The organism is Streptomyces sp. NPDC036764, assembly GCF_055609385.1.
On record NZ_JBVJPT010000009.1, the window covers coordinates 328,357 to 350,310 of the forward strand.

At 68.2% G+C, this 21,954-nt stretch carries 15 protein-coding genes and 1 tRNA gene; 5 read left to right on the forward strand and 11 right to left on the reverse strand.

Annotation, left to right across the window (positions count from 1 at the left end; genetic code table 11):
- Both ACZ69Q_RS30000 and ACZ69Q_RS30005 read right to left on the reverse strand, forming a co-directional pair.
- The coding region (locus tag ACZ69Q_RS30000; RefSeq protein WP_471047505.1) for a tetratricopeptide repeat protein at positions 1-1,986 on the reverse strand (1,986 nt) is incomplete at its 3' end.
- An 87-nt stretch (positions 1,987-2,073) separates the two neighbouring features.
- A complete protein-coding gene (locus ACZ69Q_RS30005; RefSeq protein WP_471047508.1) occupies positions 2,074-2,445 on the reverse strand; it encodes a hypothetical protein in 372 nt (123 codons plus the stop codon).
- Between the two features lie 401 nt (positions 2,446-2,846).
- Here ACZ69Q_RS30005 and ACZ69Q_RS30010 point away from each other — a divergent pair, with 401 nt between their 5' ends.
- Entirely contained in the window at positions 2,847-3,140 is a 294-nt protein-coding gene (locus ACZ69Q_RS30010) for a hypothetical protein (protein WP_471047511.1), read from the forward strand.
- Positions 3,141-3,406: 266 nt separating this feature from the next.
- Here the strand turns inward: ACZ69Q_RS30010 and ACZ69Q_RS30015 are convergent, their stop codons facing one another.
- The 4 genes from ACZ69Q_RS30015 to ACZ69Q_RS30030 all read right to left on the reverse strand — a co-directional run bounded on the left by ACZ69Q_RS30015 (position 3,407) and on the right by ACZ69Q_RS30030 (position 9,835).
- Positions 3,407-4,831 carry a Cys-Gln thioester bond-forming surface protein gene (locus ACZ69Q_RS30015; protein WP_471047514.1) on the reverse strand — a complete coding sequence of 475 codons (1,425 nt, stop codon included), beginning with the start codon at positions 4,829-4,831 and terminating at the stop codon, positions 3,407-3,409.
- A 259-nt stretch (positions 4,832-5,090) separates the two neighbouring features.
- The gene (locus ACZ69Q_RS30020) at positions 5,091-5,558 is read right to left on the reverse strand and encodes a single-stranded DNA-binding protein (protein ID WP_471047517.1); all 468 of its coding nucleotides are present in this window, start codon (positions 5,556-5,558) and stop codon (positions 5,091-5,093) included.
- 365 nt (positions 5,559-5,923) lie between these two features.
- Positions 5,924-8,224: a YfjP family GTPase gene (locus tag ACZ69Q_RS30025; protein ID WP_471047520.1), complete on the reverse strand. Its 2,301-nt coding sequence runs from the start codon at positions 8,222-8,224 to the stop codon at positions 5,924-5,926.
- Between the two features lie 3 nt (positions 8,225-8,227).
- Complete coding sequence (locus ACZ69Q_RS30030; protein WP_471047522.1) at positions 8,228-9,835, reverse strand: dynamin family protein; 1,608 nt, start codon at positions 9,833-9,835, stop codon at positions 8,228-8,230.
- Between the two features lie 321 nt (positions 9,836-10,156).
- On the opposite strand from ACZ69Q_RS30030, the gene ACZ69Q_RS30035 reads away from it, so the two are divergent.
- Positions 10,157-10,229, forward strand: a tRNA-Arg gene (locus ACZ69Q_RS30035).
- Positions 10,230-10,407: 178 nt separating this feature from the next.
- Here ACZ69Q_RS30035 and ACZ69Q_RS30040 read toward each other — a convergent pair.
- Positions 10,408-11,013: a hypothetical protein gene (locus tag ACZ69Q_RS30040; protein ID WP_471047525.1), complete on the reverse strand. Its 606-nt coding sequence runs from the start codon at positions 11,011-11,013 to the stop codon at positions 10,408-10,410.
- A 98-nt stretch (positions 11,014-11,111) separates the two neighbouring features.
- Here ACZ69Q_RS30040 and ACZ69Q_RS30045 point away from each other — a divergent pair, with 98 nt between their 5' ends.
- Positions 11,112-12,350 carry a helix-turn-helix domain-containing protein gene (locus ACZ69Q_RS30045; RefSeq protein ID WP_471047527.1) on the forward strand — a complete coding sequence of 413 codons (1,239 nt, stop codon included), beginning with the start codon at positions 11,112-11,114 and terminating at the stop codon, positions 12,348-12,350.
- A gap of 259 nt (positions 12,351-12,609) precedes the next feature.
- Here the strand turns inward: ACZ69Q_RS30045 and ACZ69Q_RS30050 are convergent, their stop codons facing one another.
- From ACZ69Q_RS30050 to fxsT, 3 genes are all read right to left on the reverse strand, one after another.
- A complete protein-coding gene (locus ACZ69Q_RS30050; RefSeq protein ID WP_030949317.1) occupies positions 12,610-13,128 on the reverse strand; it encodes a cupin domain-containing protein in 519 nt (172 codons plus the stop codon).
- 1,103 nt (positions 13,129-14,231) lie between these two features.
- On the reverse strand, positions 14,232-15,068 hold the full coding sequence (locus tag ACZ69Q_RS30055; RefSeq protein ID WP_471047531.1) for a hypothetical protein: 837 nt from the start codon (positions 15,066-15,068) through the stop codon (positions 14,232-14,234).
- Positions 15,069-15,561: 493 nt separating this feature from the next.
- Positions 15,562-18,237, reverse strand: a complete 2,676-nt coding sequence (fxsT, locus tag ACZ69Q_RS30060; protein WP_471047534.1) for an FxSxx-COOH system tetratricopeptide repeat protein — start codon at positions 18,235-18,237, stop codon at positions 15,562-15,564.
- Positions 18,238-18,800: 563 nt separating this feature from the next.
- Between fxsT and ACZ69Q_RS30065 the strand changes: the two genes are divergently transcribed.
- Both ACZ69Q_RS30065 and ACZ69Q_RS30070 read left to right on the forward strand, forming a co-directional pair.
- On the forward strand, positions 18,801-19,391 hold the full coding sequence (locus ACZ69Q_RS30065; RefSeq protein WP_471047537.1) for a hypothetical protein: 591 nt from the start codon (positions 18,801-18,803) through the stop codon (positions 19,389-19,391).
- Positions 19,392-19,555: 164 nt separating this feature from the next.
- Positions 19,556-20,212: a hypothetical protein gene (locus ACZ69Q_RS30070; RefSeq protein ID WP_471047539.1), complete on the forward strand. Its 657-nt coding sequence runs from the start codon at positions 19,556-19,558 to the stop codon at positions 20,210-20,212.
- Between the two features lie 1,057 nt (positions 20,213-21,269).
- On the opposite strand, the gene ACZ69Q_RS30075 is transcribed toward ACZ69Q_RS30070, so the two are convergent.
- Positions 21,270-21,524, reverse strand: a complete 255-nt coding sequence (locus tag ACZ69Q_RS30075; RefSeq protein ID WP_471047541.1) for a hypothetical protein — start codon at positions 21,522-21,524, stop codon at positions 21,270-21,272.
- Between the last annotated feature and the right edge of the window lie 430 nt (positions 21,525-21,954).

A 21,954-nucleotide genomic window follows, 5' to 3' on the forward strand; every position in this document is an offset into this window, starting at 1 on the left:
GTCCTGAACACGCCCGGCACCGCTGTAGGAGCCGGCGAGGTTGTTGCGGGCGGAGAGAGTGGCGGGGTGGTCGTCACCCAGGACCCGTTCGTAGTCGGCCAGCACCCGCTCGCCGAGGACGAGGGCGTCCTCAAGGCGCCCGGCCTCGCTATAGGAGACGGCGAGGTTGTTGCGCGTGTCGAGGGTGTCGGGGTGGTCGTCACCCAAGACCCGTTCGTAGTCCGTCAGGACCTGCTCGACGAGGTTGAGGGCGTCCTGGACGCGCCCGGCATCGCGATAGGAGACGGCGAGGTTGTTGCGGGCGGAGAGAGTGGCGGGGTGGTCGTCACCCAGGACCCGCTCCCGGCTGGTCAGGACTCGCTCGCGCAGGTCCAGAGCGTCTTGGACGCGCCCGGCATCGCTGTAGGAGTTGGCGAGGTTGTTGCGGGCGGAGAGGGTGTCGGGGTGGTCGTCGCCGAGGACCCGTTCGTGGTCGGCCAGTACCCGCTCGCCGAGGTCGAGGGCGTCCTGGACGCGCCCGGCATCGCGATAGGAAGCGGCGAGGTTGTGGCGCGCGACGAGGGTGTCGAGGTGGTCGGGACCGAGGATGTCGTTGCTCTGGCGAGCGGTTCCCTCGTCGTGCTCGATGGCCTGGTGATAGAGCCCCGCGTCGGTGAGGCTCGCACTGACCTGGTAGATGCACGGGTGGGCTTCGGGCTGCCACAAGGCCGGGCGGGTGAGCTCATCGAGATGGGCCGTGTTGGCGCGCAGTGTGGCGGCCATTTCCCGTTCCTCGTGGTCGAAACGGGGCCAAAGGCTCATGATCGCGTCGGCGGCGGTCTGGGCTGTGGCCGGGAGCGTGCCGGACGGGATGGTTTCCCGGACCGCGCGGGCGGTCAGGGCGTGCAGACGGATGGGGGCGGTGGCGGTGTCTTGGGTGATCAGGGCGTAGGTGCGCAGGCATTCCAGCGCGCTGTGCACATCGCCTTCGGTGACGGCGGGGCGGTGGCAGCGCAGCCAGCGGCGTTGTGGTGGGCGTGCGGTGCGCAGATGGTCGAGGGCCGCGAATGTGGTCCATGCGGTGGCGGGGTGGCCGAGGGGGTCCATGAGGGAGGCGAGGTGCAGCAGGGGGCGGGCCAGACGGGTGGTGTCGGCTTCCTCGACCGCGTCGAGGGAGAGTAGTAGCGAGGCGGTGACGGGCCGTCCGTAGCCTTCGGAGTCGGCGCTGGGCGGGAGCAGATCACCCAGCCTGCTGCTGGCGTCGCGCAGCAGGGTGAGGTAGTCGGCCATGGTGCGCCGGGTGTTGATGAGGTAGGCGGCGGCGTGGCCGAGGGCGAGAGGCAGATCGCCGAGTTCGTCTGCCAGCCTGTCCGCCCGGTCGGGGTCGTGGAGGTGGGCGTGGCCGGCGTCGGTGAGTCGGCGGCGCAGATAGGCACCCGCCTCGTCCCGCGTGTACAGGCCGAGCCGGATCAGGGTGCGGCCCTGGCCGCTGAGCTGGGCATCCTCGCGCCGGGTGGTGGCCAGGACCCAGCCGTTACCGGCGCCGCTGTCCGGCCACCATTCCCCAAGGAGGGCGGGGTCGGTGAGGTCGTCCAGCACCACCAACCATCGCCGCTGCGTGGCCGTCAGCCACCGCACAAACAGTTGCGCCGCCCCTCCTTCGTCCTCGGGGGCGGCCCCGGAAAGATGTAGTTGCCTGGCTGCTTCCGCGTACACCGTGATGATCTGGTCGGGGCTGGTGGCTCTCGCCCACACCAGCACATCCAGACCGACACCCGCTGTGTGCTCCTGGTCCCGCATCTGCCGTGCCAGGGACGCCGCGAGCTGGCTCTTGCCCACTCCGCCCGCCCCGGACAGGACCACGTCATGGCCCTCGCGCCGCGCCTCATCGGCCCGGTCCCGGATCTCCGTACGCGGCTGGAACGCCGCCGCGAGCCGCGGCACATCCCCCACCCACACCGGCCACGGCACGGAGGGGCCCGGCACCGGCGCCGGATACACATGCATGTCCCCCGCCACCTGCGTGACATCACGCTGCGCCCGCGCCTGCTGACGCGTACGGCGCTGCCCTGAACGCTCCACTGCCGCCCCCCCTCAGGCGCGGTCCCCGCCGACCTGGTCGACGTCACCGCCGCCGCGCCCCTTCTGGCGGATGCTCTCCCGCATGGGCCGACGTCTGGCCCGGCCGGAGGCGCCGTTGCTTCCCGCGGTCTGCCTGACGTTCCCCTTCGCACGTGCCGACTGCCGCACCGTGCGCACCGGCCCAGTGCCGCCGGGTGCACCGGTCTGGGAGGCCCACCAGCCCACGCCGGCCAGCACCCCCGCCGCGACCACCCCCGCGACCGGACCGATCACGTCCCACGGATCACTCCCGCCCGAGGACAGCACCGCCCAGGGCACCGCGACGGCAAAGAACGCCGCCACCGAGGCCACCATCGCCACCAGCCACCGCAGCACCGCCGCCATGCCGCGACCCCCGTCCGCACCGAGCAACGCACCAAGGAACACAGCATGGTTGCACGCACCGGACCCCTCGGACCACGTCCATGGAACAACCCGCACCGCCCACCGGGACGACGTACCCACGAGGTCGCCGGAGCGGCTTCGATGGTGCTCCTTCAGCACTCGGACGACGGGCAGCAAGAGGAGGCCGCCGCCTCGTTGGACGCGCAGGTTCGGAGGGCTCGTGCGGTCGCGGACCTCGGATCACTTGGCCAGCAGGGACACGTCACCTCGGTTTGCGTGCGGCAACGGTGTGACTTTCGGCGCGGCATCCGGACATATCGGATTTCTTCACATTAGCCTCTCGTAACTGTACGGAGTCGATCTCTCACGGATCGCACCCACCTCACTCCATCGGAGATGACATGCACAAGCTTCAGAAGGCTGCCGTCGTGGTCGTCGCCCTTGGCAGCGTCGGTCTGCTGAGCGCCGGCACCGCCACCGCCCAGGGCCTCGACGGGCACGGCGGCAAGGGCGGGGACAAGGTCAGCGTCCTGCAGAGCTCCAACTGCAAGTCGCACGACCTGAACCTCGACGTCCTCGGCCAGGTCGGCATCCTCAACGGTGCTCTGGGCAACGCGCTCAACGGCGAGGGCAACACGGGCGCGCAGGACACCCACATCGGCTCGACGATGGGCTGCGACAACAGCGCCTTCTGAGTCACGCCTTGGTACGGGGCCTCTGACCACGCCTCATGCCGTGCCGAACTCGGCATGCGACGTGGCCGGGTGCGTTCCGGTGCGCCAGGCGCGACCTGCCGGTGGAGTACGGGCCGTGCCAGTCGGCCCAGGGGTTGTTCCGCCGACCACGGCGCACCGGAGCCCAGACGCCCCGGAAAAGCGGCCAGGGGCCTGATCCGATGAACGGATCAGGCCCCTGGCCGTACGGCGTCCGGCGAGCGCCGGTTCGTGGCGACCTCCCGGACTCAGTCCTGGGCCGACGCTTCCCTCTTCCTCACGACGAGCAGTGCCGCCCCACCGATCACGACGAAGCCGATCGCGATGCCCGCGATCAGGGGGGTCATGGTGGAGCCGCCGGTCGCGGCGAGGTTGGTGTCGTCGGACGTCGTGCCGACCGTGGCGGGGCTCGGCTCGTCGAGGGTCTGGGTGACGGTGCCGGCCGCCTCGGCCTCGTTCACCTGCGTCATGCAGTCCAGCACGCCGGTGAACCGCTTCTCGAAGCCGCCCGGTCCCTCGATGGTGAAGTCGTACGCCTGGTCCTCCTGGAGCGGGACCGTCACCGTGCGGGACTCGCCCGCCGGGATGCTGTACTCGATGCCGAGCAGCTCGAAGGTGAACGGTGCGTCGCCCTCGTTGGCGGCGGTGATGTCGACGCCGCCCTTGTCGCAGTTCTCCACCGCGGACAGCGCCGGTATCGCACCGGTCTCCGCCCAGCTCGCGCTCGCCGTCGCGGAGACGGTCGACTCGCTGGAGCCGGCCAGGATCTGGGTCTGGCTGCGGCTCTCGGCGGCGAAGGCACGCCCCACCGGCACGGTCGTCGAGGCCTGTACGGTCAGCTCCGCCTGGCCGTCCGGGGCGTCCTCGGGCACGTCGAAGAACACCTGGGCGCCGTTCGCGGCGGTGGTGACGGCCTTGCCGTCCCGGTCGACGATCCGCACCCCGCTGGTGGCGGCGTCGGCGGGCGGGGTCAGCGTCACGCCGTCCGCGTCGGTGCGCACCGTCACCGGACCGAGCCGCTCACCGGCGTGGCCGGAGACCGCGGGCGGGTCCATCGTCAGCGACGCCTCGGGCTCGGCCACGCTCCGCGCGCTCTTCTCCAGGTAGTCCGCGAGCTTCTCCGCCTGCGGGTCGACGGCGTCGACCTTCACGCCGTCCGAGTAGCGCCAGATGGCCACCTGGGTGCCGGCCGCCGCGTCCTGTTCGGTGAGGGCGTCCTTGAAGCCCGCCTTGGCGGCGAGTACCGCGAGGTCGTTCACCTGCGGGTAGGAGTTCTGCAGGATCCAGCGGATCCGGCCCGCGTCCTTGTTGGCGCCCAGCGACGTGCCGCTCCACGGCGTCTCATGGTACTTGGCGTCGCGCTGGGTGGGGTTGTGGATGTCGACGCAGTACGTCTGGAGCATGCCGCCGCCGTCGACGGACATCTCGAACAGGCCGGCCGAGATCTCCTGGTCGCCGGAGTCGGTGTGAACGACCGCGGCGCCGTACGTCTTCAGGCCACCTATGGTGGCGGTCGCCCCGCCCTGGCTCGGCGCTGTCGCTTCGGCGGCGGGCGCGGCCGCGGCGGTGCCGGCCAGCACCGTGGCGGCGACGAGCCCGGACGTCAGGGTCGTGGCGGCGAGACGTGCCGCCCCTCGCCCGCGCGCCGACAGCGCTGAGAACGCAGCAAACACAGAATTCCCCTTCGAGCAGGACCCGTTGATGTGGGGGACGGTCCCACCAGCAGACTCTTAAGCCCCGAGAGCTATGCCCGGCATCCTAGGGACGCCGCGCACCGCGCTTCCCGGTGATCCCGTCGCCGGGCCGATCCGACTCGGAATCGTTATCGCCAAGATCCCTTGCGAGCAGGGCTTATCGACAAATCCACCGGGGCCGTTCGGTGCGCATTCGTCGATAAGCCGCAGTTCGGTCAGGCTTCTGTAGTGACTGACGTCACGTCATCACCACTGGTTCCACGCCCTGTTGGGAGTCGTCGTCGGCCGGGGCCGGCGTCTCCCAGTCGGGCTCGGGTGGGGCGGGCGCCCCGGCGGCGGCCGGCTCCGGCCTCGACGCGCGCCGGAAGGCCGATGTGCCCCGCGCGAGGTCGTGGCCGATCGCCAGCGCGTCGATGTCCGCCGAGGTCCAGCTCTGCCCCTCCCGCACGTCCGAGCGCACCTTCAGCCTGCCCTGCACCACCACGGGATCCCCCACGTTGAGCGAGGCGGCGGCATTGGTGGCGAGCTGGCGATTGGCCCACACCGTGAAGAAGTTGGTGTGGCCGTCGGTCCACTCGTTCTTCCCGCGGTCCAGGTAGCGCGAGGTCACCGCCAGCCGGAAGCGGGCGGACGGCCCCGTCGCCAGCTCCCGGTACACCGGCTGTGTCGCCACGTTCCCCACCGCGCAGATGATCGTCTCGTTCATCTCGAACCCCTCCCTCGCCCGGCCGCTTCCGCCGGGCGGATACGCCGACGGGCCCGTCCCGTGCGGCTGCGTCCGACCTGACGGCCGCGCACCCGGTACGTCCGGATGCGCCGCCGTCACCGCGGTCGACCGCGTCCGTCGCGATCGCCGCGAAGCCAGACTGCCTCCGCCGGGCCGAGCCCGCTGAGCCCTGTGGATCACCGCCCGCCTGTGGATATCTCCGTCACCCACACGGGTGCCGGTGGATATCTCCGTCGCCCACACGGGTGCCGGTGCCCCCAACACACCCACACTCACACCCACACCCCCACGCACCCACGCCGCGGCGCCCCAGCCACCCCGCACCCACGCCGCGGCGCCCCGGCTCACCTCCCGGTGGCCCCCACCCCCATGACCCGCCCGTACTGCTCCCGGACCTCCCGGTACCGCAGCAGCTCCGCCGCCACCGGGTCCAGCACCCGGGCCCGCCCGCACCCGGCCGCCGCCTCCCTGAGCCGCCGTTCCGCGTCCGTGCCGTACCGTCGCGCCGGTCCTCGTGCCGCCATCCGGCAGCCCCACTCGACGAGCGGGCCGCCGACGATGCCGGCCGCCATCAGCAGCACCGGCACGCCCAGGTTGGGCTCCATGACCCCGACGATCTGGGCCACCAGCCAGAGCCCGCCGACGATCTGAAGGATCGTCATCGAGGCCTGCACCAGTACGGCCGCCGGCCACCAGCCCGGCCGCGGCGGCCGCCCCGGCGGCAGTCCGGCCCGCGCGGCCAGCTCGTCCAGTGCCTCGGGCAGCCCCTGGGCTCCCCGTACGGCCGCCTCGCGCACCGCCTGCGCCCACGGTGTGGGCAGTCCGGCCGACGCCCGGTCGGCGACCGTGCGCACCGCCTGTTCGACGCGCTGGCGCGCGGTGGCCTCCTCGTCCGTCTGGGTCCGCAGGGACAACCGTCCCGTCGGCGGTTCGCTCCGGTCCTGGTACCAGCGGTACAGCCGCAGCCAGGGCGTCCCGCACGCGCGGTTGGCGTTGCGCAGCCAGGCCCGCTCGGCGGCCTCGCCCGCCGCGGTGGCGCCGATCGCGTCCGCGAGCCGGGCCGAGAACTCGTCCCGGGCCTCCTCGCTGAGCCCGGTCCGGCGCCGCGCGGCGTACACGGGCCGCAGTCCCAGCCCGGCGGAGTCCACGTCGGCCGAGATCCGGCGCGCCGCGGCCCCGCGTTCGGCCACGAACTCGCCGAGCGCCTCCCGCAGATCGCCGACGCCGTCGCCGGTCAGCGCCGACAGCGCGAGCACGACGGCGCCCGGTTCGCCGTGCTCGCCCAGCGCGATGCCGTCCTCGTCCAGGAGCCGCCGCAGGTCGTCGAGGACCTGGTCGGTGGCCTCCCCGGGGAGCCGGTCGGTCTGGTTGAGGACGACGAACATGATCTCGGCGTGCCCGGCCATGGGCCGCAGATAGCGCTCGTGCAGGACGGCGTCGGCGTACTTCTCGGGATCGACGACCCAGATGACCGCGTCGACGAGCGCCAGGACGCGGTCGACCTGTTCGCGGTGCTGTACGGCCGCCGAGTCGTGGTCGGGCAGGTCGACCAGGACGAGCCCGCGAAGCTGCCCGTCCGATGCCGCGTTCGTCGCGGGGCGCCGCCGCAGGCGGGGCGGGATGCCGAGCCGGTCGATGAGACCTGCCGCGCCGTCGCTCCAACTGCACGCGAGGGGCGAGGCGGTCGTCGGCCGCCGAACGCCCGTCTCCGAGATGGTCACCCCGGCGAGGGCGTTGAAGAGCTGCGACTTGCCGCTGCCCGTGGCGCCCGCGATGGCGACGACCGTGTGCTGGCCGGAGAGCCTGCGGCGCGCGGCGGCCTCGTCGAGCACCCGGCCCGCCTCGGCGAGCGTCTTGCCGTCGAGCCGGGTGCGCGAGAGCCCGACCAGTTCGCGCAGCGCGTCCAGCCGCGACCGCAACGCCCCGTCGTAGGCGAGCGGCGTCACGGACTGCTGCGGCCCGGTGGAGGCCCGCGGCTCGACGGCGGCGGGCTGCTCCACGGGGGCGGCCTCGTTGACCCGCCGGGCGATCAGGCCGTCGTCCCAAGGAGTCGAGGACTCGCCGCCGGAGGACGACTCGGCGCGGGAGGCGGGGTCCGCACGGGAGGCGGGGTCCCTACGTGACGAGGAGTCCTTACGAGGGGCGGGTTCCGTACGAGAGGCCGGTTCCGTACGGCGGGAGGCGCCGCCTTCCTTGCGGGCCTCCTTGCGGGCGCCGGGGTCGGCGACGCTCCCGCGCGCGGGTGTGTCGCCGTTGGCGCCGGGGCCGTCGGCCTTGGGGCCGCCTGGTTCGGGCACGGCCGGGCGCACGGCCGCGTCGGCTTCGCTCTTACGGCCGTCACCCGACTCGGGGGCGTTCTCACGCGCGGGCGGGTCGTCGGCCTCCACGCGTGCGTGGACGTCGTTGGGCCGGCCCTCCCGCTTCGCCAGCTTTCTCCAGAGCTTGCGCTTGTCCTGCTCGTCGGCGGCCACGGAGCCCTCGTTCTCGGCAGGCTGCTGCGCCTGCGTGCGGGGAGCCCCCACGGGGAGGGGGTTCTCGGCGGCGCCTTCCATGGGGATGTCGTTCACGCGCTCGTCGTCCTTGGTGAGGCCGTCCTCCTGCTGATCGGCGTGTTCCGTGTGGTCATGGTCAGTGACGGCGGTCACCGGTCACCTCTCCTTCTGCAGTACGGACAGCGCAGCGATGAGTTCGGCCTGGGGATCCGGGTGGACCTCCAGGGAGTCGAGCGGGGCGAGCCGTCGCTCGCGTTCGTTGTGCATGACCCGGTCCAGATGCTCGGTGAGCAGCCGCCCGCCGCGGTCGCGCAGCCGCAGCGCCCCGTGCGCCCCGATCCGCTCGGCGAGCCCCTCCCCCGCGGACCGCGCCCGCCGGCTGCCCAGCAAGGCGGTGGCGACGAGGGCGGTGACCACCTCGGAGTCCGGAGCGACGCTGCGGTCGAGGTAGCTCACCTCGTCCTCGGCGTACTCCTCGAGCTCGCGCCGCCAGCGCCGTACCGCCATGCCGATGCGGTGCTCGACACTCGTCGGCTTCGGGTCACGGTCCGTCAGCTCGGGGGCGGTGGCCGCCGGTTCGCGCCGCCAGGCGTCGTCGACGCGCTCGTCGGCGGCCGTGACCGCGCAGAGCAGGAGCGTGCTCAGGCTCTCCACCAGCGAGTCGAGGAGTTCCCCGGCGGTGCAGTCGAGCGGGAAGGCGCGCCAGCGCTTCAGGGCGTCCCCGGCGAGCACGGCGCCGGCCTGGAGGCGGCCACGCACGCGTGCGTACTCGCTGTCGTAGGCGCTGTCCACGGCGGCGGTGAGCCGCAGGGCCGCCGAGTACTGGGCGGCGGCCGCGCTGGCGAGCTCGGGCATGCGGGACTTGAGGGAGTCGAGGAGGCCGTAGGCCGTGCGGGCCATGACGTGGTCGCGCGCCGCCGGGTCCTGGGCCTGGTGGACGAGCCAGGTGCGCAGCCCCGCCACCGCCGTGGCCGGCAGCAGCCCGCCGCCCCAGGCCGACTCGGGCAGCTCGGGCACGGTGAAGCGGGGTACCTCGCCGAGGCCGGCCTTGGTGAGGAGGGCGCCGTACTGCCGCGAGACCTCGGAGACGACCTGGTGGGGTACCCGGTCGAGGACGGTCACGAGGGTGGCGTCGTACTCCTTGGCGGTGCGCAGCAGATGCCAGGGGACGGCGTCGGCGTACCGGGCCGCCGTGGTGACCATCACCCAGATGTCGGCGGCGCAGATCAGTTCGGCGGCGAGGGCACGGTTGTCGGCGATGAGGGAGTCGATGTCGGGCGCGTCGAGGAGGGCGAGCCCGGCCGGCAGCGTGTCGGCGGTCTCGATCCGCAGCACGCGCTCGCTGTCGTCGCCGGGCAGCATCAGCTCCTCGGCCGGGTCGGGTTCGGGCACCCACACGCGTGTGAGGTCGGGCAGTACGCGCATCCCGCTGAACCAGTGATGGTCCTCCGGATTGCAGACCAGCACCGGGTTTCGCGTCGTCGGGCGCAGCACGCCCGCCTCGGTCACGCGCCTGCCCACCAGGGAGTTGACGAGCGTCGACTTGCCGGCGCCGGTGGATCCGCCCACCACGGCCAGCAAGGGTGCTTCGGGCTCCTTCAGGCGGGGCACCAAATAGTCGTCGAGCTGCGCGAGCAGTTCGTCGCGGTTGGCACGCGCGCGTGGCGCCCCCGCGAGGGGCAGCGGGAAGCGTGCGGCCGCGACACGGTCGCGCAGGGCGGAAAGTGCGTCGAGCAGCTGAGGCCGTACGTCCAAGGTCACCACATGCGAAGAATGCCCAATTTTAGGGGAATTCTGAAGCATATGAGCATGTCTGCGCGCCGATAGGACACAAGGGACGGAAGGGGCGACTGGGACACGGGCACAGTCCAGGCATAACGAGTGCACAACACCCGGGGCGCGAGAGGCCAAAAGCGGTGCACGATTCGTACCTGCCTGCGATTATCAGGACCGCTTCACCGAACCTCCACATCGAGCCTCGGAGGCGAAGCAACAGGGACACGGATGTGGGAGCCCTATCCTTGTCCCCGGCAACGTCACGGATCGGCCCACACCCGGGCACCACGAACGAGGCCACCACAACCGGCCCCCGTAGCTCAGTGGATAGAGCAGGCGCCTTCTAAGCGCTTGGCCGCAGGTTCGAGTCCTGCCGGGGGCGCCCAGTCTCCGCCCTCCTTCGGGAGGGCGTTTTTGCTGTTCAGGGCGGGTTTCGCGTGACACGACGAAGCCCCGGTCCCTCCCCTGGCGATCAAGGGAGTGTTCCGGGGCAGTCCGGCTGTCACCGGGTTTTTGCGGGTGGCCGTGTCGAATGCGTGTCGAATTTTCTGAACCGAAGATCAACCAGCGTCGGGCAGCTCGGGGAGGTCTCCGGCCGCTTCGAGGCGCTTCTTCAAATCAGGAAGCTGCCCTTCGACACAGCGGGCGTACGTGGCGAGGAGTACCGGCACGCTGTTCCCGGCCCACTCGGCAACCTGCGCGGGCGGGATCCCGTCGTTGAGCCATTTGGTAAGGCGCGTGTGCCGGTTGTCGTACACCCGCCTTCCCGTGGGCGACTCGAAGACGTGCGGGGGCAAGACAGCCTTGCGCGCACTGCGCCAGGCCCGGCGGATGACCGAACCCGCGAGGACGCCACCCGTCTCCCCCTGGAACAGCAGGTCCCCCGGCTTGAGCTGTTCGTCCCCGATGTGCAGCCGCAGAATGCGCGTCAGAGCGGGATGCCCCGGCGCGGTGCGTGTCTCGCCCTCGGCACGGCCCTTCAGGTCACGTTCCTCATGGATCTCTCCGGTGTCGGTCCACTGCTTGCCGACCTCTGGAGTCGCCGTGTGGATCAGCAGCTCACACCACTGATCCGTGACGTCAGCGTCGGGAATCGTCACGTCTTCCACTTCTTCGAGCTGTACGCCGATCACGACGCTTTCGAAGAGCACGAGCGCCAGCCGCACACGCGTCACTTCCTGGCCGAGCGCTCCAAGTACGTCGAGAAGACCGAGGTTGACCGCCTCCAGCCGTACGCCGGCAAGTACCCCACCGGAGCAGAGAAGTGACGGCTTCCGACACCAAGACCGTCGGCCAGAGGGTGAAGGAGCTGCGCCGCACCGCAGGCATGTCACAGAGCGACCTTGCCGCCGCCATGGGACGCTCCGAGAGCTGGGTCTCCCAGGTCGAAAGAGGCGTACAGCCCGTTGAGCGACTGTCGGTCCTTCAGGCTCTCGCAGACGCACTCAACGTGCCCGTGCGCGACCTCCGGCCGGACGCCGCCGCCCCAGTCGAGGAAGCCGAGCCAGAGGAGCAGACGAAGAGCAACGACCTCGACGGTCTACGGGTAGCCCTTACCGGTCACCCCGCCCTGGGCAGCCTCTTCCAGCAGCCCCTGACCGAACCAACGCCTTCACTTGCCGACTTCCGTCATCAAGTAGATGAGGCATGGACCCTCGTGCACGCATCGAGCTACGCGGCACTGAGCGATCATATCGCCAAGCTCCTCCCGAGCATTGAGACGGCAGTACGCCACGCGCCGGCAGGCGACCGCATGGAACTTCATGCCCTACGCGCCAAGGCGTACCAAGTGGCCGCAGCGAGCTTCACCCGGCAAGACCAGGCAGACGCAGCATGGGTCGCGGCCGACCGAGCACTACAGGCGGCCGAACTCGCAGGACAGCCGTTGGAAGTCGTCGCGAGTCTGTTCCGAATGGCCCACGCCTTCATGCGGCAGCAGCATATGGACCAGGCCGAGCAGGCAGCGCAATCAGCCGCGGCCGTCATGGGCCCAAGGACAGAGGCCCCGGCTTGCCCGCCGGAAGAGCTGTCGCTGTTCGGCGCCATGAACCTCGTCCTTGCGGTGATCAATGCGAGGGAGGGCAACCGAGGGCGGACCCATGAGCACATCGAACGAGCGCGCGGAGTTGCGGCGCGGTTGGGCGAGGACCGCAACGACTTCGACACGGAGTTCGGGCCGACGAACGTCGAGATCCACGCCGTAAGCACGGCAGTGGAATTGGGGGACGCGGGGCTTGCCCTGGAGGTAGCCCAGCACGTTGACGCATCGGGTCTTTCGCCCGAACGGCAGTCACGTTTCCTGCTTGACGTGGCGCGGGCACACGCGCAGCGGCGACACGTCGGCGAGGCCACAGCCGCACTCATGGAGGCCGAGACCCTGGCGCCCGAACAGATCCACGATCACCACTTGGCCCGCGAGGTCATCCGGGACTTGATCCAACTCTCAGACCCTCGTGTCCCCGAGTCGCTGCGCAACTTGGCCGAGCGAAGCGCCGTGATCTAGTGCTGTGACCGCAAAGGTTCGCCGGGTTGGTGGTCGTGGCGTTGAATTTGCGGTGACCGTCGATCCGACCTCTGGAGCCACGGGTGGCTGAGCCTGTTCGTGTGCACAGACTGACCGACCAGGTGGGGCAGAAGCTGCAGCAGATCGTGCGCCGCGGCAGTAGGCAACTGTGGGTCAGATAGTCGGCTCTGGCGAAGCCCGCGTTCCGCGTAATTCAACGGCCTGGGGCGGTGTTCTGGCTGGTCAGCGAGTTGTGAGTTTACGCTCCCGGCGGCGGCGTCAGCCCGAACCGCGCGATGACGTCCGGCAGCCACTCCGGCTGGCCGAATTCGAGCCCGTACTTGGCCACGAGTGCCGGGATCGCGTCCGCGGACGGCGGCGGGCCGTCGGCGAGCATCTCGGCCATCTCGCGGAAGCAGTTCTCGAAACCGGCCGGGCTAATGATCTCGATCATGCGGGCAGGGACCGAACCGGCGTTCCACATGGCGTGCAGCTCGCCGCGCGGCTTGGTGATGTAGCCGCCGGGGCCCAGCACGGCTTCGCGGTCGCCTGAGCGGAAGCCGATCTCGCCTTCGGTGACGATCGAGTACTCGTCCTCGCGGGTGTGCAGGTGCGGCGGCACCATCGCGCCGACCGGGAACGGGTGCTCGACGACCGACAAGGCGCCGTTGGTATCGGCACCCCAGAGCTTGAAGACCACCCCGATGGAACCGAGGAAGCCCTCGGCGCCCTCGCCGGGGCGGACGACCGTGAGCGGAGGGACCAGTTCCTCGGTCATGGCGATCACTCCTCTGATCGACTTCGAGAAACAATGGTGTCTTGCTAAGAGTGTCCACCCCGGACTTCCTGGGTCGCACCTTGTCGACCTAGACGATGTACGCCTCGTCGGCCTCGGCCCTCCCCATGCGCCATATCCAGGCGCACAGCCAAACCGCGGCAAGCGGTGTCAAGCATCAGGTGAGGCCACAACGTCAAGCATCAACCGAGACAAGACATACGCCACGTGCGGCGACGCGGACAGAGTTTCCCTACTTCATCAAGGCTCGCTGCGCTCGCTCGGCCGGCGGTCAACGGCGCTTGTCGATCATCGCCAACCCGACCGCCGCACACTCCGCCCCAAGCGCATCAACGGCCGCTTACGGCCCGCATGATACCGCCACCACGATCCGGCCTCGGGAGGGAAAGACCCAACTGCGGTCGGACCTCAACGCCCCGGTTCCGGGGCCACGCCGAACCCCTTTCCACCCGGTTGCCTACACCAGTAGGTCGGATCCAACCGAGGGCCGCGCCAAGCGCGGCGGCGCCGGTCGGTCGCCGCCGCGCCGCCTCCATGTCTTCGCCACCGGCGCACGTCGCCGCCCGCCCGTCGCCGCACGCAGCGGCCACATTCCAACACGGGCACGAGGACGAACGGTGATCCCCAACAGTGCAGGTCAAAGACACTATGTGTTACCGAAAGAGGCCGGATCGTGGTGGCGGTAGCACGCGGACCGACGCTGCCAGATGCGCGGGCGTTCGTACGGCCCGCTAATCCCGCACCGGGCCATCGGCCGGACGGCGGACGCTGCCATGAGTGTTACTTGCTCTTGCCTGAACGAGGCTGCGGTCAGAACGATGCCTCCGGCGGGGGATCGGCCGGCACCGGGATGGAGGGGGCGCCGTTCCCGGCCGCGGGCGCATCGTGGCGAGCGTGGTGGGCTCCCATCCCGTCCGCCATCGACTCAGGCAGAGCCGAGCAGACGTGGCCCATGGCGTCCAGGTCGTTCGTACAGTGGCGCGCTCCACCTGGACGCCATGAACCACGCCAGCTCCACGGTGTGTGGGTCGACGGCGGACGGGATGGGAGCTGGGGTGAGTGGTGGGTGAAGGGGAGCGCGGCTGCTAAGGGCACTCGCGCAAGCGCCGAAGAAACCTCTTCAGAACCGTCAATAGTTCCTGCGGGTTGTCTATGGCTTCAACCGGGATCCGATCGACGTACGCAACACCAGCATCACGCAGCAGGTGATCCCGAGACGTGTCCATCGCCCGCCGGACACGGTGGTTGGGGCCGTCAATCTCCAGGACGCCAGCCCGCCCTCGATATGTGACGATCATGTCAGGCTCCCAGGTGTGACCGAGAACCCGACCATTCGGGAGAGGGAAGATCGAGATCGTCTCTTCTGGGGCGAGCTCCTTCTCCTGCAAGTGCTTCAGTGCCTGGTAGACGCGGCGTTCCCCGAAGTTTGTAAAGGCGAGTCCGTCCAGCGTCCACTGTGGCTTCTCCGGCATGGTCCGGCGCGCCATGTTCGTCGGTCTGTCCGCGCTCATCATCTCTTGCAAGCGTTCACGCCAATCGGGGCCAACGCTGGGAAGCGTCTCGCGGAAGCCGAGCCAACTCACCCCGTAATCAAGCCGTCCGCTGACCCGTTCGAAGACCGATTTCAGCAGCTCTCTAGCCTCGTCCGTGAAGGCTGACTCATTCTGCGGATCGAACTCCAACCACAGATCATCCGTCTGTGACTCGTCGTCGTACTCGATCACCGCGCTGCGGACCATGAGGAGCAATTGAACGTGCGTGGTATCACCGCGCTGAGCCAGAAGAGCCACCATGTGCCCCAGCAGGGAGTCTGCCTTGACCCGTCGCGCTTCCTCTTCTGTCGTCCACGCGTCGTTGATGATCTCGTTGTACGTGCGCGGACCTTGCGGAACGCCCGACTCCTCCTGCGCAGCCTGCCCCATTCCTGCCCCTCCCCGACGTAGGCCCCTACATGGAAGCTATCCGATACCTACGACACTCCGAAGCCAGTTATGCATGCGCAGTTCAATCGAGGCAGATCCGGAAGCAGGGCAGGTCAGAGCGCTTCCGTCGACGGAGTGACCCGGTCCCCCGACTTACGTACTACAGGCAAAACACTCCAAGGTGAGTTGCTCCACTAGCCACCGAGACGTGCCGCCACCGTGCTCGATCAAGCGGGGAATCACGGTGAACGGCGGGCACACAAGGCACACGCAACACAACGGCCCCTGACCATATGACCTGGTCAGGGGCGGTCATCCCTGCGGTGGGTGTGGGATTTGAACCCACGGTGACTCGCCACGACGGTTTTCAAGACCTCTGTTGGCGCTGATTCGGCCGTGAGACACCATCGCCCAGAAAGACATGGGCTCTGTCCCAGGAGGATGGCTGTCGTTGTCGAGCGTCCATCTGGAAGTCCAGGCGTCTGAGGAAGCCTCAGCATGAAGCGAGGCCGTGGGCGGAGCGCAGTGTGTCGGGGTGGTCCTGGCCCAGGACCCGCCGACGCCGTTCCAACGTGTCCTCGTGCATGCGGCGGGCCTCTGGGTGATGGCCCAGAATGCCCAGGGTGACGGCAAGGCTGTGAGCGGAGTGCAGGGTGTCGGGGTGATCCTGGCCCAGGACCCGCCGACGCCGTTCCAACGTGTCCTCGTCCATGCGGCGGGCCTCTGGGTGATGGCCCAGAATGCCCAGGGTGACGGCAAGGCTGTGAGCGGAGCGCAGGGTGTCGGGGTGATCCTGGCCCAGGACCCGCCGACGCCGCTCCAACGTGTCCTCGTCCATGCGGCGGGCCTCTGGGTGATGGCCCAGGTTGTGCAGGGTGACGGCAAGGCTGTGGGCGGAGCGCAGGGTGTCGGGGTGATCCTGGCCCAGGACCCGCCGACGCCGTTCCAACGTGTCCTCGTGCATGCGGCGGGCCTCGGTCTCATGGCCCAGGTTGGCCAGGGTGATGGCAAGGCTGTGGGCGGAGTGCAGGGTGTCGGGGTGATCCTGGCCCAGAACCCGCCGACGCCGTTCCAACGTGTCCTCGTCCATGCGGCGGGCCTCGGTCTCATGGCCCAGAATGCCCAGGGTGACGGCAAGGCTGTGAGCGGAGTGCAGGGTGTCGGGGTGATCCTGGCCCAGGACCCGCCGGCGCCGCTCCAACGTGTCCTCGTCCATGCGGCGGGCCTCTGGGTGATGGCCCAGAATGCCCAGGGTGACGGCGAGGTTGTGGGCGGAGCGCAGGGTGTCGGGGTGATCCTGGCCCAGGATTCGCCGGCGCCGCTCCAGCGTGTCCTCGACCATGCGGCGGGCCTCTGCGTACAAGGCAAGGCCGTCAAACGCCTCGCTCAGCATATGTGCAGCGCCCAGGGTTTCCGAGTGGTCCTCCCCCAGGGAGGCGGCCCACGAGTGGTGGAGCGCTTGAGCGAGATCATGGGCTGCTTGCGGCTGTGCGCTCAGAACGAGGTATTGGGCGGCATGGAGCAGCGTCGATCGCAGATCGGAGCGGTCGCCCATGGTGTGCCGGGCCGCGATGAGATGTGAGGTCAGCACGGCCCACTGCGGCCACGTCTCGGGGAGTTCAGGATCGCCGGGCTCAGCAGCGGTCAAAAGCGCTGCGAGATCGCCCTGGATCGCGGTGACGTCAGGACCTATCTGCTCGCGCAGGATGGCCTGGGTCAGTCGGTGGACCTGGACCGTTTCGCCGGCATAGACCAAGCCGTAGCGAGTCAGAGGCTTGATGGCGGTCTGCGGCCATAGTGGGTCGCTCGGCTCACCGGGAATGGTGGTCATCCGACTGCGCGCCGCGACCAGCCAGTCAGTCGGGATGGGGTCGGGTCCGAGGAAAGCCAGCAGGCGCAGCAGCGATATGGCTTGCGGGTGGCCGTCGCTGAGACTCTTGGTAGCGATGGTGACGGTCGCTGCCAAGGGGGCGTGTCCAGGATCGTCGCCTTGAGCAAGCAGCTTGGCGGTATGGGTCTTTAGTTGCTTCCGGTATCTGGTTAGCGGCATGCCGTCGCTTAGGACACCCGCGGCTTGGGCCAGGGCAAGAGCGAGGTCTCCCACGGCATGCGCCAGGGAATCGGCCCATTCGGGAGTGAGGGTGGGAAGGCGGCTGGTCAAGTAGCTCACGGAGTCCTGGCGGGTGAAGACGTCCAGCCGCAATCCGGGGACGACCACGTCCCACCTGGGGTTGCGTGAGGTGATCAGAACGTGCCCGCTCCCGTCGGGCAGCCAGACTTTGATCCGTTTTGGGTCCTCGGCGTTGTCCAGGATGATCAACCAGCGATCCAACGTCTGCAAATGCTGTACCACGTTGCGCGCGTTGGCTTCGACGTCAGCGTCGGGCTTGGCGACATTCAGGCGTGTGGCCAGCTCGGCGTAGTGCTGAGGAATCTGTTCAGCCTGCTCGGCGTCGATCCACCACACGAGGTCGTACTGGCCGGCGAAGCGGTGTGCGTACTCCAGCGCCACCTGTGTTTTGCCGATACCGCCCATCCCGTGCACAGCCTGAACGGCGGCGTGGTGCTCGGTGAGCAGCTTGCTCCGCAGGCTGTCGATGACCGTCTCACGGCCAGTGAAATACGGATTGCGTCGCCCCACGTTCCATATCGCCGGCAGACCCGTGCTGGACGGAAAGCGGGGCCGCACTTCAGGTCCAGAGGCGGGAGGTACGGACACAGTCGGCGCCGCCGCACCGGGAAAGGCCGGTGCGCTCGTCGCAGGCATGGGGCCACGTACTGCCTCCACCAGCGCGGCGATAGCCGTGACTTCATCAAGGCCGTGCAGCTCTTTCCGGATCCGCGGTGCCAGGATCGGCGGTAACTCGCTTGTCTCCAAGGGGTGGATGACCAAGGGAACGAAGCGTTCCCGAAGGGCCAGGGCCGCCGTCCACTCCTCCTCGGTGTACCGCCCCTCGGCAAAGTAGGAAGGCGAGAGCAGGGCCACGACCGCGGTGGCCTTCGCCAGAGCCGTGCTCATCCTCTTTACGAAGTCGTCGCCGGTACGCCAGTGCCACACATCGAGCTCGACCGCGTAGCCGGCCTCTCCCAGGTGCCACGCAGCCCACTCGGCCCACGGCCGGTCCGGTCCTGCATAGCTGACGAACACCGAACCCGAACCTTTGATCACGGAATTGCCCCGTCCCCCCGGCGACGACAAGCACGCCAGACCGTGCCGCCGCAACATACATAGCGTGCAACTGCCACGACACGGCCGAAAACCCGTCGGTAGCATCCGGTGACTTAGCCGCGCCACCAGCCCGACGGACTGCAATGAGCCAGCAAGGTGCCGTTCGCCCCCACAGGCCAGGAGCCGTGCGATACAGCAGATGTTCGCAGCGCCAGGCATGGCCGTTGCTACCCGGCGAAGCCGTCGTGCCGGCACACCGCATGATGTGCGCGCCCGACTGAGCCAGCCGTGTCCCCCGTGTGCCCGATCGAGCAGCAACCTGCGGGGAACAACGGGGAACCTCGGCAACCGAGCCATGAACGTGCGGGTCAGCGTTCTTCCAAGTCAGTCGCCATCCGCATACGCGATCTTCCAAACTGGGTCCGTGGCGACCGCCACGGACCCAACGCGGCAGCGGCTCAAGCGGCACGTCTCCGGGGCCATGAACCCCGCGCGGACGAGAACCCGCGGGGCGAATCGTCAGAAGTTCCACCCATCTGCTGAGCGCCCGGCACACTTCAGGCATGACTGCCGAGCAGGCGACTGTGGTGGCCGCCTTTATAGGTGTCGTGGGTGGCCTTGCCGGCGTCTACATCGGGCGTTGGCAGGTTCGGGCCGAGGCTGTAGTGGAGCACGAGCAATGGCTCCGAGGGCAACGGCGGGAGGCGTACACAGCGCTTCTCGCTGCCTGGGACGCGAGCGTCTCGAAGCTCATCGATCTGCCCCCGGACGGAGAATACTGGGTTCACCTGGAGGCCACATACCAGGGAGATCCAGTCGAGGCGATGGAAGAGAGCATCTGGAACGAGTCCCTCCAGATCAAGGAGGACCTCAAACAGCACCTTGAGCGGGTACATCTCCTGGGCCCTGAACCCGTTGATGCCGCGTGTGCCACCCTCGCCGACACTGCGGAGGCGGTAGTCCAAGGGGTTCGTCGGGTCCATTTCCCTTTGAACGAGGCAGCCGTCGAGGAGCTGGACGAGCTGCGAGACCGCGCCGATGAAGCACGCACAGAGTTCTTCAGCGCCGCTCGCCAAGTGATACACACACCTCCGAGTCCAAGGCGGCGAGGGTGGGCCATCCGGCTTCTGACCTGCGTCCGGCAACGGACCTAGCGCAATTGGCGCACTGTGGGCCTGGCCGTCTGTGGGCCGTCCGAGGCCAGCCAACGACGACAGGCGACGACAGTTGCAGACCGCTCTCCCCCTGCTCAGAGAGGGCACTCTGGGTACCGTCGTAGGCGTCAATCCCTGAAGGTAAGTTGAGGAACGATGCACTTATGGATGCAGGTCTCGCCGCACTCCTCGGCGCGGCTGTCGGAGCATGCGGAACAGCTCTCGCAGCAGGAGTCACTGGATTCTTCTCGCGATCTCAGACGATGCTTCAGGTGGCAGCGCAGATACAGCAGACGGAACGCCAGATACGTGCTGACCTCGCAACACAGATGCGGGAACCACGGCGGCAGGCCTACGCGGATTACGGCGCAGAGGTCTCATCGAGGTTGGAAACACTCTGGTGGGTCGGTGATGCCCTGTCCCACACTCCGCCAAAGTGCGAGGTAGCGGAAGAGCGCATCAGAAGCAGCATCGCGTCACCCCTGGACACCGCGTACGAGCGCGTCTTCCTTGAGGGGCCCGAAGAGGTTGCTGTCGCTGCGGCACAGCTATCAGCCGCTGTCGAGGACGCGACACACACCGCCCTGACGTGGCTCATGGAGCTTCAGGCAGGTTCAGAGCTTGATCAACGTGACTTCGCGAGCGAACTGGATCGAGCCGTCGACGCCGCGAAGGACCGCAGGCGGGACTTTCGCATGATCGCGATGGACGTGGTTCGGCAAGATGGCGGAGGGCCTGAATCGGAGCAGGCCCGCCTCCGTACCGCCGTCATCGTGCAACAGATCCATCAGAAGTCCGCACAGACCCTGTCGGACAGTTGAACCACGCTGTCAAGAGCGCGCGGAGCCGCTGACACCCACGGCTGACACCAACAGCGGCGTACGGGGTCGGTTAGCGCCGAACGCCAGCGATCCACCGGCCTGGGCACAGTGCGCGGTACCTGATGCTCACGAACCTGCATGATCGACCTGATAAAGATGAGGCCAGGCCTCAAAGCCTGAGCAGGGTACGGGCGCCGTGCGCACCATCAGCCGGCGCCCGCCGCCTTGACTCGATCAATTGAGACTCCGCTGACCTGTCGCAAATGTGACGACGCCGAAAATCACTCGTTCACCCATTCCATGCGTGTCCCTCGCTCGTCCGCGTGAGCAATCAAATGCTTCGCCGGAACCAGTACATCGTTGGGAAACGGTAGCTCGGCCCACGGATTGTCGAATCACAGCAAGGTTGGGACCTCTCGCGTCGCGGGAAGCCATCCACGCATGAGGACGAAAACACAACTCAGTCGCCTATTGCGCCCCTCTGGATGCGCTGTAGAAATCGAGAATACGCCATTCCTTTTCCGCAACGGCGCAGCCACTCCAGGATTCGCCAAGTCAATCGCTATCGCGTCATCTCCATAAAGGCCATTCACGACATCCTCAGTGTCGCAAAGTGAATCCCGCACGCTGATCATGACAGCGAATGGCTTGTCGCGGTGCTCGTACCTACTTCCAGCCTTTCGAGTCACAGCGGAACGCAACCTGCGATCCGACGCCACAAACCTAGTCACTACAGGTCCAGCCATTACGATGGGCTCGCGCTGCGTGGGCGGCGTTGCTCGACGCCGAGGAACGAACGTGAACTCAAGCTCAACCTCGGGAGTCGAGTACACGGCAGAGGGGTAGTCGTTCTGCGCCAGGTCAAGGGGCGGATCTGCAAGATCACTAATCTTATCGTGTAGCCATTTAGCTATGTTCTTCAGGCTCGGCTGACGATTCCAATCAATAACCCTCGGGATCACGTACCACTTATCGGGGCGCACTCGACTATTGATCCCGCTCACCAAAGAGCCATTCCTTGACACCTCGGAACTGAAGTCCTTTTCCATGAAGAGGGTCAGAAGTTCAACGCCTGCGACATAGTCTGACCGTAAAGTTCATCCACGGCCTGGAGTACTCCCATGTCATCCTCGCCCTGAAGGCGGCTAAGAACCATCGAGTCGCGATCATCGAAAACGGAGTACCAGTCATTGATCTTCCGCCGCGCCTCAACCGCCTCTGGGGCGCCCGCAGTGCGAAACCATGAGGCCCAGCCGCCGAATGGACCGTCGCTCGGCTCTTCAGGTTCGAGGAATACCCGGAGTGAACTCATCCTCCGAGACTAATGGGTCGCAGCTCCCCAGGAGCAAGGCATTTACATATTGATCATTAAGACGTCGGCTGGGCCGTCTGTGCGCCGTCGACGGCGATCGGCGACGACGGATGACGACCACCAAATGCCGAGACCGACAGCCGCAGGTCACCCGATTCGATCTGCGACACTGGCACAGCCATGCCTTAGCCCGGAGAACTGAGCTGACGTGCGCTGACCCCACGGGCCGGGAGGCGCCCCGGGGTGAGTGTCTAACTGCGTGACAACGCCGACAAACAGCAGCGGACGAGCGCGGGCGTCTGCGGACCATCAGCACACGTGAAGGGCACGCCCTCCTAAGACGTCATTTCAATTGGTGTGATCTTGCGGCAGTCTGGGGCGATGACTGCTGCGCTTGTCGAGCGGATGGCGCCGGAGGACCTGTGGGAAC

What these genes read in the sequence shown, in the direction of transcription:
- ACZ69Q_RS30005 (WP_471047508.1), bottom strand. Translation starts at nt 2,445, where the DNA reads ATGGCGGCGGTGCTGCGGTGGCTGGTGGCGATGGTGGCCTCGGTGGCG.
- ACZ69Q_RS30010 (WP_471047511.1), top strand. Translation starts at nt 2,847, where the DNA reads ATGCACAAGCTTCAGAAGGCTGCCGTCGTGGTCGTCGCCCTTGGCAGC.
- ACZ69Q_RS30020 (WP_471047517.1), bottom strand. Translation starts at nt 5,558, where the DNA reads ATGAACGAGACGATCATCTGCGCGGTGGGGAACGTGGCGACACAGCCG.
- ACZ69Q_RS30050 (WP_030949317.1), bottom strand. Translation starts at nt 13,128, where the DNA reads ATGACCGAGGAACTGGTCCCTCCGCTCACGGTCGTCCGCCCCGGCGAG.
- ACZ69Q_RS30055 (WP_471047531.1), bottom strand. Translation starts at nt 15,068, where the DNA reads ATGGGGCAGGCTGCGCAGGAGGAGTCGGGCGTTCCGCAAGGTCCGCGC.
- ACZ69Q_RS30065 (WP_471047537.1), top strand. Translation starts at nt 18,801, where the DNA reads ATGACTGCCGAGCAGGCGACTGTGGTGGCCGCCTTTATAGGTGTCGTG.
- ACZ69Q_RS30070 (WP_471047539.1), top strand. Translation starts at nt 19,556, where the DNA reads ATGGATGCAGGTCTCGCCGCACTCCTCGGCGCGGCTGTCGGAGCATGC.
- ACZ69Q_RS30075 (WP_471047541.1), bottom strand. Translation starts at nt 21,524, where the DNA reads ATGAGTTCACTCCGGGTATTCCTCGAACCTGAAGAGCCGAGCGACGGT.